This is a genomic window from Brevibacterium sp. MGP-B1 (genome assembly GCF_057766545.1).
Window position 1 is genome coordinate 1 of record NZ_CM173407.1, and the last position, 12696, is coordinate 12696.

General features: G+C 59.0%; 4 protein-coding genes and 3 rRNA genes. 6 read left to right on the forward strand and 1 reads right to left on the reverse strand.

What is annotated here, in order from left to right:
* Positions 1-432: 432 nt before the first annotated feature.
* The 4 genes from AC3CD9_RS00005 to AC3CD9_RS00020 all read left to right on the forward strand — a co-directional run bounded on the left by AC3CD9_RS00005 (position 433) and on the right by AC3CD9_RS00020 (position 7071).
* Positions 433-1958, forward strand: a 16S ribosomal RNA gene (locus AC3CD9_RS00005).
* A 415-nt stretch (positions 1959-2373) separates the two neighbouring features.
* Positions 2374-5488: ribosomal RNA gene (locus AC3CD9_RS00010) — 23S ribosomal RNA — on the forward strand.
* Between the two features lie 188 nt (positions 5489-5676).
* Positions 5677-5795, forward strand: a 5S ribosomal RNA gene (rrf, locus tag AC3CD9_RS00015).
* The 16S, 23S and 5S rRNA genes sit together here, the layout of an rRNA operon.
* Before the next feature lie 226 nt (positions 5796-6021).
* Positions 6022-7071 (forward strand): DoxX family protein, encoded by a 1050-nt coding sequence (locus AC3CD9_RS00020; protein WP_488365718.1) that lies wholly within the window; start codon positions 6022-6024, stop codon positions 7069-7071.
* 79 nt (positions 7072-7150) lie between these two features.
* Here AC3CD9_RS00020 and AC3CD9_RS00025 read toward each other — a convergent pair whose 3' ends face one another.
* Complete coding sequence (locus tag AC3CD9_RS00025; RefSeq protein WP_488365719.1) at positions 7151-8269, reverse strand: DUF6882 domain-containing protein; 1119 nt, start codon at positions 8267-8269, stop codon at positions 7151-7153.
* Between the two features lie 215 nt (positions 8270-8484).
* Between AC3CD9_RS00025 and AC3CD9_RS00030 the strand changes: the two genes are divergently transcribed.
* Together AC3CD9_RS00030 and AC3CD9_RS00035 are read left to right on the forward strand one after the other, a co-directional pair.
* Entirely contained in the window at positions 8485-10218 is a 1734-nt protein-coding gene (locus AC3CD9_RS00030; protein WP_488365720.1) for an ABC transporter ATP-binding protein, read from the forward strand.
* Position 10219: 1 nt separating this feature from the next.
* Positions 10220-12340 (forward strand): ABC transporter ATP-binding protein, encoded by a 2121-nt coding sequence (locus AC3CD9_RS00035; RefSeq protein ID WP_488365722.1) that lies wholly within the window; start codon positions 10220-10222, stop codon positions 12338-12340.
* The last annotated feature ends 356 nt before the right edge of the window (positions 12341-12696 follow it).

The window sequence follows — 12696 nt, forward strand, 5'->3', positions numbered from 1 at the left end:
TCTGGGGTGGTCTAGAGTTATATCTCGTTGCCCCGCCGGAAACACGGTCACTGAGACATTGTTTCCACCGGGTCTGACCAGGACAAACACGGTTTGATCCGAGGGTTCAGTACACCGGGTGGGTGACACAGAATGAAACTGATACCCCCAGTGAACACGCTCGTTTTTCGGGTGGTGGTGATGGGTGTGTGTTTGTGGTTTGAGAATCCAATAGCGTGTTTGTTTGAACAAGTTGTGATGCCAGAACATTTTTATTTTCTGGTGAGACAATTACCTGGCCAAACATTGGTTCACCCCGTGGTGGGTGGTTCTTCGCCGAACCTCCCGCATCACATTGGGTGGCTGTGTGTTTGGTCAGTTATTTTGTGGTCAACCTTCTCACCCCGTGAGGGGTTGGCTGTCTTGCTGGGATTCATTCGTAACATAAAGTTTTTTATGGAGAGTTTGATCCTGGCTCAGGACGAACGCTGGCTGCGTGCTTAACACATGCAAGTCGAACGCTGAAGCCGACAGCTTGCTGTTGGTGGATGAGTGGCGAACGGGTGAGTAACACGTGAGTAACCTGCCCCTGATTTCGGGATAAGCCTGGGAAACTGGGTCTAATACCGGATACGACCAATCCTCGCATGAGGGTTGGTGGAAAGTTTTTCGATCGGGGATGGGCTCGCGGCCTATCAGCTTGTTGGTGGGGTAATGGCCTACCAAGGCGACGACGGGTAGCCGGCCTGAGAGGGCGACCGGCCACACTGGGACTGAGACACGGCCCAGACTCCTACGGGAGGCAGCAGTGGGGAATATTGCACAATGGGGGAAACCCTGATGCAGCGACGCAGCGTGCGGGATGACGGCCTTCGGGTTGTAAACCGCTTTCAGCAGGGAAGAAGCGAAAGTGACGGTACCTGCAGAAGAAGTACCGGCTAACTACGTGCCAGCAGCCGCGGTAATACGTAGGGTACGAGCGTTGTCCGGAATTATTGGGCGTAAAGAGCTCGTAGGTGGTTGGTCACGTCTGCTGTGGAAACGCAACGCTTAACGTTGCGCGTGCAGTGGGTACGGGCTGACTAGAGTGCAGTAGGGGAGTCTGGAATTCCTGGTGTAGCGGTGAAATGCGCAGATATCAGGAGGAACACCGGTGGCGAAGGCGGGACTCTGGGCTGTAACTGACACTGAGGAGCGAAAGCATGGGGAGCGAACAGGATTAGATACCCTGGTAGTCCATGCCGTAAACGTTGGGCACTAGGTGTGGGGGACATTCCACGTTCTCCGCGCCGTAGCTAACGCATTAAGTGCCCCGCCTGGGGAGTACGGTCGCAAGGCTAAAACTCAAAGGAATTGACGGGGGCCCGCACAAGCGGCGGAGCATGCGGATTAATTCGATGCAACGCGAAGAACCTTACCAAGGCTTGACATACACTGGACCGTTCTGGAAACAGTTCTTCTCTTTGGAGCTGGTGTACAGGTGGTGCATGGTTGTCGTCAGCTCGTGTCGTGAGATGTTGGGTTAAGTCCCGCAACGAGCGCAACCCTCGTTCTATGTTGCCAGCACGTGATGGTGGGAACTCATAGGAGACTGCCGGGGTCAACTCGGAGGAAGGTGGGGATGACGTCAAATCATCATGCCCTTTATGTCTTGGGCTTCACGCATGCTACAATGGCTGGTACAGAGAGAGGCGAACCCGTGAGGGTAAGCGAATCCCTTAAAGCCAGTCTCAGTTCGGATCGTAGTCTGCAATTCGACTACGTGAAGTCGGAGTCGCTAGTAATCGCAGATCAGCAACGCTGCGGTGAATACGTTCCCGGGCCTTGTACACACCGCCCGTCAAGTCACGAAAGTCGGTAACACCCGAAGCCGGTGTCCCAACCCTTATGGGAGGGGGCCGTCTAAGGTGGGACTGGTGATTGGGACTAAGTCGTAACAAGGTAGCCGTACCGGAAGGTGCGGCTGGATCACCTCCTTTCTAAGGAGCACACATCAGAACCCCAACGACCGGCCGTACGTGCTTGGTGTTGGGAGCTCAAGGGTGGAACATCACTTCTTCCGCTCATACCTTCCAGCGTTGTCCGGTGACTGCCGTGTCGACGTTGATTGTTGTATGGGCTAGGACAAACACGTTATTGGGTCCTGGAATCACAAACCCCAACCAATGGGTTGGGTGTGGTTTCAACCAACAGGACCAACCCGACCACCAGGCAGCCACAGTGTGGGTGTGTGGTGGTGGGTGTTTGGTAGTGGTTTGAGAATCGTATAGTGGACGCGAGCATCAAACACCACGAAAGTGGTGTTTATGTAATGTGATTTTTCTTGTCATCATCTAGTAAAGGTGAATGAAACAATATTTTTCGCGCACATTTAGCCGGCCCTGTTTGGGGGTTGGGTGAGTGTGTAAGAGCGCATGGTGGATGCCTTGGCATCAGGAGCCGATGAAGGACGTGGAAATCTGCGATAAGCCTCGGGGAGCCGATAAACAGGCGTTGATCCGAGGGTCTCCGAATGGGGAAACCCCGCCACTCGTGAGGGTGGTGACCCGTGTCTGAATATATAGGGCATGTGGAGGGAACGCGGGGAAGTGAAACATCTCAGTACCCGCAGGAAGAGAAAATAACAATGATTCCGGGAGTAGTGGCGAGCGAAACTGGATGAGCCTAAACCGTGTGCGTGTCAAGCGTGCTGGTGTTGCGTACACGGTGTTGTGGGGTGTACATGGTCCGGTCCAGCATGGCCGGTCTGTGAGTGTGGTTGGTGTAGTCGAACCTGGTGGGAAACAGGACCGGAGTGGGTGAGAGTCCCGTAGACGAAACATCAACCGTTCACAGTATGTAGACGCCCGAGTAGCACGGAACTCGTGGAATTTCGTGTGAATCTGCCAGGACCACCTGGTAAGGCTAAATACTTCCTGATGACCGATAGCGGAATTAGTACCGTGAGGGAATGGTGAAAAGTACCCCGGGAGGGGAGTGAAAGAGTACCTGAAACCATGTGCTTACAATCCGTCAGAGCAGTATCTAGATGACTGTGATGGCGTGCCTTTTGAAGAATGAGCCTGCGAGTTAGCGGTGCGTGGCGAGGTTAACCCGTGTGGGGTAGCCGTAGCGAAAGCGAGTCCGAATAGGGCGATTGAGTCGCGTGTCCTAGACCCGAAGCGGAGTGATCTAGCCATGGGCAGGGTGAAGCGTGTGTAAGAGCGCGTGGAGGCCCGCACCCACTTCAGTTGAAAATGGAGGGGATGACCTGTGGTTAGGGGTGAAAGGCCAATCAAACTCTGTGATAGCTGGTTCTCCCCGAAATGCATTTAGGTGCAGCGTTGCGTGGTTCTTGCTGGAGGTAGAGCTACTGGATGGCTGATGGGCCCTACCGGGTTACTGACGTCAACTAAACTCCGAATGCCAGTCAAGGTTCAGCGTGGCAGTGAGACAGTGGGGGATAAGCTTCATTGTCGAGAGGGAAACAGCCCAGACCATCAACTAAGGCCCCTAAGCGTGTGCTCAGTGGGAAAGGATGTTCAGTTGCGAAGACAACCAGGAGGTTGGCTTAGAAGCAGCCATCCTTGAAAGAGTGCGTAATAGCTCACTGGTCAAGTGATTGAGCGCCGATAATGTAGCGGGGCTAAGTACACCGCCGAAGTTGTGGCAGCACCACGTATAACCGTAATGGTGTGGTGTTGGGTAGGGGAGCGTCGAGTTGCCGGAGAAGCTGCCGTGTGAACGAGTGGTGGAGGCGATTCGAGTGAGAATGCAGGCATGAGTAGCGAAAGACGGGTGAGAAACCCGTCCACCGGATGACCAAGGGTTCCAGGGCTAGGCTAATCCGCCCTGGGTAAGTCGGGACCTAAGGCGAGGCCGACAGGCGTAGTCGATGGACAACCAGTTGATATTCTGGTACCGACACACAACCGACAGTACCAAAACACACGAAACTAACCCCTAAACTCGCCCTTTTCGACTTCGGTCGAGTTGGGTGGAGCGCGGGGGGACCTGAGTGTGGAGTCGGTAAGCGTGAGGTGTGACGCAGAAAGGTAGCCAGGCCGTGCGATGGTAGTCACGGTCTAAGGTTGTAGCACGTGGGGGTAGGTAAATCCGTCCCCACAGGTGTGTGAGAGCTGATGGGCGCCCCACATTGGTGGGGTGATCTGGTGATCCTCTGCTGCCGAGAAAAGCATCGACGTGAGGGTGTGTGTTGCCCGTACCCTATAACCGACACAGGTGGTCGAGTAGAGAATACTAAGGTGATCGAGAGAATCGTGGTTAAGGAACTCGGCAAAATGCCCCCGTAACTTCGGGAGAAGGGGGACCATCCCGGTGAACCCAACTTGCTTGGGGATGTGCTGGTGGTGGTCGCAGAGGCCAGAGAGAAGCGACTGTTTATTAAAAACACAGGTCCGTGCGAAGATGTAAGTCGATGTATACGGACTGACGCCTGCCCGGTGCTGGAAGGTTAAGAGGACCTGTTAACCCGTAAGGGTGAAGCGGAGAATTTAAGCCCCAGTAAACGGCGGTGGTAACTATAACCATCCTAAGGTAGCGAAATTCCTTGTCGGGTAAGTTCCGACCTGCACGAATGGCGTAACGACTTCTCTGCTGTCTCAACCACGAACTCGGCGAAATTGCATTACGAGTAAAGATGCTCGTTACGCGCAGCAGGACGGAAAGACCCCGAGACCTTCACTATAGTTTGGTATTGGGATTCGGTGTGGTTTGTGTAGGATAGGTGGAAGACTTTGAAGCCCTGACGCTAGTTGGGGTGGAGTCGATCGGTGAAATACCACTCTGACCATAGTGGATTCCTTAACTTCGGACCCTGATCGGGTTCAGGGACAGTGCCTGATGGGTAGTTTAACTGGGGCGGTTGCCTCCTAAAGAGTAACGGAGGCGCCCAAAGGTTCCCTCAGCCTGGTTGGCAATCAGGTGTCGAGTGTAAGTGCACAAGGGAGCTTGACTGTGAGACGGACGTGTCGAGCAGGAGCGAAAGCTGGGACTAGTGACCCGGCCATGGCTTGTGGAAGCGTGGTCGCTCAACGGATAAAAGGTACCTCGGGGATAACAGGCTGATCTTGCCCAAGAGTCCATATCGACGGCATGGTTTGGCACCTCGATGTCGGCTCGTCGCATCCTGGGGCTGGAGTCGGTCCCAAGGGTTGGGCTGTTCGCCCATTAAAGCGGTACGCGAGCTGGGTTTAGAACGTCGTGAGACAGTTCGGTCCCTATCCGCTGCGTGCGTAGGAAATTTGTGGAGGTCTGTCCTTAGTACGAGAGGACCGGGACGGACGAACCTCTGGTGTGCCAGTTGTTCCGCCAGGAGCATGGCTGGTTGGCTACGTTCGGGATGGATAACCGCTGAAAGCATCTAAGCGGGAAGCCGGCTCCGAGATGAGATTTCCAACCAACTTTTGTTGGGGGAGGTGTCCTATAGATGATGGGGTTGATAGGCCGGGTATGGAAGCACTGTGAGGTGTGGAGTTGACTGGTACTAATACACCGATCACTCACCAACTTTTCCCTTTAGTGGGGTTGGTGTGTGCGAAGAATGTTTCTGTCAGTAGTCTTTTCTAGTTGTGATGAGAGAATGCGCCCCTTTTTGTGGGGTGTGCATGACATAGTTTTTGGTGTTCGCGTTCGCTGTGCGGTTCTTGGACCACTACCACCCAAACTTGGGTTTGGGTGAGTGTGGTTTGTTGGTTTTGCGGTGGTGATAGTGGTGGGGAAACGCCCGGTTAACCGTTCCGATCCCGGTAGCTAAGCCCATTCGCGCTGATGGTACTGCAACTTGGTGGTTGTGGGAGAGTAAGTGACTGCCGCAATATTTTTTAAGGTGATGGCCTCATCCAGTTTTGGGTGGGGCCATTGCTGTATTCACGCACGTGTGCGATAGCTGGTGCTTGTTGCTACCTGACGGGGGCTGGGCTACCTGGCGCGGGGTTGCTGCGCCCCCGTCAGGTAGTAAATGGGGGAGGTGGGGAATGTCTTGTGGAATAGTCCGGAGAACCCTACTTCGGGGCAAGTCGTTTTGTCAGTAATGTGAACATTATGACGACGAACGATACTGCACTTCACGCACAATCAGCAGTGCCGGACGCTCAACAGGCTCGGTCACGGTCGCGCTGGATCGGTATCCTCTGGGCCCTGCATTGGCTGCTGCGCATCGGATTGGCGGTCGCGCTCCTCCCCTACGCCTGGACGAAGATCTTCCACGTTCAGATGGGCTATGCCGACTACGCCGACGCATTAGTCCAGTACGGCGAGATGAGCCCCATGGGTCTTCTGTGGCGTTTCATGGCGTTCTCGCCGACTGTTCAATTCCTGGCGGGTCTGGCCGAGCTTCTCGCCGTCATTCTGCTGCTCTTCCGTCGTTCTGCCTGGCTCGGCGCACTCATCGCAGCTCTGGACATGAGCGTGGTCTTCCTTCTCAATCTGACGTTCGACGTGCCGGTGAAGCAGCTCTCAGGAGCGATGGCCCTGGTCGGTCTCATCCTTCTCATCCCCAACGTGCCCCGAGTCGCGAGATTCGCACTCGGGCGCAGCGTCGGGCCAGCGGTCAGCGGGCTCATCTGGCAGAACCGGATCTTCGTTCGCATCACCCGCTGGGTCTCCCCGATACTCGCTGTTGTCATCATCGTCGGCAGTGGACTGGCAACCGGAATCAGTCTCAATTGGGGCCGACCTGGGGCTCCTGAGGAGATCTCAGGTGTCTATACCGTCACCACGTCAGGCAAACCGGCCCCGATCGAGGGCGCCGACCATACAACCGCAGACATCACTCAGATCGCTTTCGGGCAGATAGGCTCGGGCAAGGGCAAGAGAATGAGCGTGCGGTACTCCGACGGAGACTTCCAAGACGGTGTCTACACCGTCGATGGCCAGTCGATCACAGGGAAGCTCTACCCCGTCCGGAAAGGCGCTCAGACGCTTATTCGCGATCCCTCCGCCACGGTTGAGTTCCGGTACTCGAAGGTCGGAGAGGGCGAGTTCTCTCTTCAAGCAGCGGACTCGGAACTGACGTTGCGCAATGATGAGGAGCGAAGGTTCCTCTTCGATCGAGGCTTCCGCTGGGGACCCGAGACGCCCGTCAACCGCTGAAAGCCGATGAATGATTTGGGGCCCCGCCGATCGGCGGGGCCCCAAGCATCCCTCAGGGATGCAAATGATCAGCGGCGCATCAGCGTCCGAACAGCTTGGAGAACAGGCCCTTCTTCTTCGGTTTGGCCTCCTTGCTCGGCTCTTCCTCGATCGGTGCCTCCGTCTCGGCGGGTTCGACAGACCCGTCACCGAGAGGCCGCTCGTCTTCCGGCTGCTGCTGTCCGCGTGCGGCATCCGAAGCCTCTGCCGCAGGCTCTGCAGCTTCGTCGGCCTGAGCCTCGGCCGCCGGGGTCGCCTCCGCAGCCGGCTTCTCGTCTGGCACGGACTCCGTGGGCGCAGGTTCCGCCGTTTCCTCTGTCTCAGCAGGCGTCGGTGTCGCGGGGGTCGATGCAGGTGGTGCGGCAACATCCTTCACGGTGGGAGCGGAAGTCGACTCGGTCGCGCGAGAGGCGGCGGCCGCCTCGGCGGGGGTGCCTGTGGGTTCCGCGGCGGCGTACTGCTCGGCGGCCTCGCCCTCCAGCGGCGCATTCAGGTCGCAGTTGGAGATGCGACGCTGATCGTCGAAGGACAGGTCGGCCGAGCCGTCAGCGAACAGCATCCGCAGGCCACCCTCGGGGAGCTCTGCCGTCGGAATGCCGCGTTTGGCGATGTACGCTTCGATGGCCGCGCGGTGGTCGGTCACCGTCGTCTGCGTCAGTCCCTGCATGAGCGCCCGCACAGAGACCTTGACCTGCGGTGCGGGCAGGGCGATCTCGGCGGCGTCGACGAGGAGCCAGACAGTGGTCCCGGCGCCGGCGCCGGCAGGATAGTGGGCCCACTTGTCGGTGGCCTCCTTCGACGCCAGGGTCAGCCGCAGTGCGAGCTCCTCATCGAGGGAGAGCTCCGGTGTCGTGAGCTCGCTGACGTCCTCAGCGGCCCCGAACTTGCGCACCTCGTGGGAGAGCCCGACGACGGCATCGGGGAAGTCATTGACATTCTCCCAACCCCACAGCCACGTCTTCTCCCTGCCTGACTCCGAACCAAGCAGGTGCGGCCGGGTGCGCAGGACGGCGCCCTCGGCCGACGTGAACGTCAGGTGCGGGTCGGAGCTGAAGTCGACTTCCCACTCGGCGTCGGCGATGAGCGCACCGAAATGCGTCTGCACCTCCGTCGAATAGAAGACGGCACGATTGACCAGGTCCTGCAGAGTTGAGCTCATGCTTTCAAGCGTATGCGGGAGTGCCCGAGAATCGAGGAGGCACGCGGTGCGAAGGCCGTGTCAGTGCCTCATGGTGAAGTAGAGATCGAGGCAGAACGCCCCGATCTGCCGCCGGATCGTCTATCTCAGAGAGGAGAATCAATGTAAGGTAGTCTGTTGCGCTTCGCAACTCTCACGACTCCATCATCAGCCGCTCTTCACTCAGGACGTTCAACGTGGCATTACTCCGCCTGTCCCTGAAATACGCCAAAGACTACTGGCCGTTCATCATTCTGGTCGTCATCCTGCAGCTGGCCTCGACCATCGCAGCACTGTACCTGCCCAGCCTCAATGCCCGGATCATCGACGAAGGAGTCGCCAAGGGCGATACCGACTTCATCTGGTCGACGGGCATGACGATGCTGCTCGTCTGCCTCGTGCAGGTCGTCACTGCGATCACCGCGATCTACTTCGGCGCCCGGACGGGAATGGGCGTCGGCCGCGACCTCCGCAGAGCCATCTACCGGCAGGTCGACGACCTGTCGATGCTCGAAGTCGGAAAATTCGGATCCGCCACCCTCATCACCCGCAACACCAACGACGTCCAACAGGTTCAGATGCTCGTGCTCATGACCCTGAACTTCATGGTCTCGACACCGATCATGTGCATCGGCGGCATCATCATGGCCCTGCGGGAAGACGCCGGGCTGTCCTGGCTGGTGTGGGTGTCCGTGCCCGTCCTGTTCATCGTCGTCGCCATTCTCGTCTACCTCCTCATGCCGCTGTTCCGCCGCATGCAGGACCAGGTCGACGACATCAACGGAGTTCTGCGCGAACAGATCACCGGCATCCGCGTCATCCGCGCTTTCGTCCGCGAGCCCTTCGAAACCGACCGCTACGCCGATGCCAACCGTGCCCTGACCGAAACCTCGGTCAAGGTCGGCAACCTGTTCGTGCTCATGTTCCCCGCCATCATGATGATCCTCCATCTCGCGACCGCCGCCGTCCTGTGGTTCGGTGGCCACCGCGTCGACGCCGGACAGATGGAAGTGGGATCGCTGACCGCGTTCCTGCAGTACCTGCTGCAGATCCTCGTAGCAGTGATGATGGGCGTATTCATGATGATGATGATTCCGCGCGCCGTCGTCTGCGCCGAACGCATCGCGGAGATCCTCGACACCCGCAGCACGATGACCATCCCGAGCGGTGTCACGGAGCTGCCTGGTCGCGGTGAGCTCGAATTCCGCAATGTCACCTTCGGATATCCCGGCGCCGAGGTGCCTGTGCTCGAAGGACTGAACTTCACCGCCCAGCCCGGAACGACGACCGCGATCATCGGATCGACCGGCTCCGGCAAGTCGACGATCGTCAACCTCATCCCCAGACTCATCGACTCGCAGGTCGGCGAGATCCTCATCGACGGCACCCCCGTCACCGAGTTCAACCGCCACCAGCTGGCCCAACTCATCGGTCTGGTGCCGCAGAAGCCGTACCTGTTCTCCGGCACGATCGCCTCGAACCTGCGCTTCGGCAATGAGGACGCCACCGATGAAGAGCTGTGGGAGGCCCTGCGCATCGCTCAGGCCGACGACTTCGTGGCCGAGAAGGACAACCAGCTCGAGGAGCGCGTCGCCCAGGGCGGTACGAACTATTCCGGTGGGCAGCGGCAGCGTCTGTGCATCGCCAGAGCCCTGACGGTGAAGCCGCAGATCTACGTCTTCGACGATTCGTTCTCCGCCCTCGACGTCGCCACCGACGCCCGCCTGCGGGCCGCCCTCGACGAATCGACGGGGGACGCCACCGTCATCGTCGTCGCCCAGCGCGTTTCGACGATCCGGGATGCCGATCAGATCATCGTCCTCGAATCCGGGAAGATCGTCGGCCGCGGCACCCATGAGGAACTCGCCGAGGCGAACCCGACCTACCGCGAGATCATCGAATCCCAGCTGACCACGGAAGAGGTGAACTGACATGGCCGACAACACCTCAACCGAAACTGTGGTGGCCGCGGAAGACGAATACATCCCCAGCGGCGAAGAGCTGGAGATGAGCGGAGGCACACCTCCGCGCAAGGCCAAGCACTTCTGGCCATCGGTCAAACGTCTGTTCGGACTCATGGCCACGGAGAAGAAGGGCATGTTCTACGTCGTCGCCCTCGTCGTCGGCTCCGTCGTGCTCACCGTCATCGCGCCCAAGGTCCTCGGCAAGGCGATGGACGTCGTCTACTCCGGAGTCATCGGCGCTCAGCTGCCCGCGGGCGCGAACATCGACGACATCATCGCCGGGGCCCGCGCCGAGGGCCGGGACGACTTCGCCGATATGCTCGCCACCGCCGAGGTGGTGCCCGGGCAGGGAATCGACTTCACGGCTCTCGGTCAGATCATCATCGCCGTCCTGCTCATGTACCTCGTGGCCTCGATGCTCATGTGGGCGCAGGGGTATATCCTCAACGCCCTGGTCATGCGCGTGGTCTACCGACTGCGTGAGGACATCGAACGCAAGATCAACCGGCTGCCGCTGCGTTACTTCGACACCCGTCAGCGCGGCGACGTGATGTCGCGAGTGACCAACGACGTCGACAACATCCAGCAGGCCCTGCAACAGGCATTCTCTCAACTCGTGCAGTCAGCGCTGACGATCATCGGCATCGGCGTGATGATGTTCATCGTGTCCTGGCAGCTCGCACTGTTGGCGCTCATCGCTCTGCCGCTGTCGGCGATCATCGCCGGCGTCATCGGTACCCGGTCGCAGAAGCTGTTCAAGGCACAGTGGAAGCACACCGGTGAGGTCAACGGACACGTCGAAGAGTCATTCTCCGGCCTCGACATCGTCAGGGCCTTCGGCCGTGACGAGGTCATGCTCGAGGAGTTCGACCGTCGCAACGAATCGCTGTACAAGGCTTCGGCAGGAGCACAGTTCGTCTCCGGCATGATCATGCCCTCAATGCAGTTCGTGTCCTACCTCAGCTATGTCCTCATCGCCGTCGCCGGCGGCCTCAAAGTGGCGACGGGACAGATGACGCTCGGTGATGCGACAGCGTTCATCCAATACTCGCGCGAGTTCTCGCAGCCGATCTCCGAAATGGCCGGTGTGGCGAATATGCTCCAGTCCGGTGTCGCCTCGGCGGAGCGGACCTTCGAACTGCTCGACGCCGAGGAGGAGGACCCCGACGAGGTGCAGAGGGAGCTGCCCCCGCGCACTCCGGGCAAGGTCGAATTCTCCGAAGCGAGCTTCCGCTACGCTCCGGAGACGCCTCTCATCGAGAAGGTGTCCTTCACCGCCGAACCGGGACATACGGTGGCAATCGTCGGCCCGACCGGCGCCGGCAAGACCACCTTGGTCAACCTCGTGATGCGCTTCTACGAGATCACGGGCGGAACGATCTACCTCGACGGCATCGACACCCGCGACCTCAGCCGGGCCGACCTCCGCTCACATGTGGGCATGGTACTCCAGGATGCGTGGCTGTTCGAAGGCACGATCGCCGACAACATCCGCTACGGTCGGCTGGGCGCCACCGATGAGGAAGTCGTCGCAGCCGCCAAGGCGACGATGGTCGACAGGTTCGTACGCCAGCTGCCCGACGGCTATGACACCGTCATCGATTCCGACGGCGGCAGCGTCTCGGCCGGCGAACGGCAGCTCATCACCATCGCCCGAGCGTTCCTCGCCGACCCATCACTGCTCATCCTCGACGAAGCGACCTCGTCGGTCGACACCCGCACCGAGGTGCTCGTCCAGCAGGCGATGGCGGCGCTGCGGACCGATCGGACGTCGTTCGTCATCGCCCACCGGCTGTCGACGATCCGTGACGCGCACACCATTCTCGTGATGGAGGACGGAGCGATCGTCGAACACGGCAACCACGAGCAGCTGCTCGCGGCAGAAGGCGCTTATTTCCGCCTGTACATGTCGCAGTTCCGCGGAGAGGACGCCGAGGAGCAGTTCACTGCCGAGGTGCTCGCCGAGACCGATGCCGAAGCCGGTGCGCCGGTCGACGAGGCTGCGGCCTCCGACAGCGCGAACGAACCGGACGCCGAAGTTGAAAGCCCCGAGGCGCCGGCAGAGGACGGTCCCACTCAGCAGGCATGATCGTTCCGAACAGCGGCAGGGTCCCCGAGCTCGAGCTCGGGGACCCTGCACCGCATTCACCGCAGAAATCAGATGGTGAACGAAAATCCGACATAACGTTTTTCAGGGCGTGGATGCCGAAGTCGATCCAAATGTGACACAACTCTGGCCGCTCTGCCGTGCGGCTCACTTGCCCCAATTAGAAATTGCTGTGCAGGTGAGAGCACAGCCTGAGGCGCGAACACGTGGGGCACTATGAATGGGGCGCGCGAACAGTATTGCGAAGTGATAAACATTCGGCCAAACACCTCTATCACTTCTGTCATGACCTAAATGACCTAAAGTCGTGCGCTCTTCATTGCCTGCGTATGGTCCAA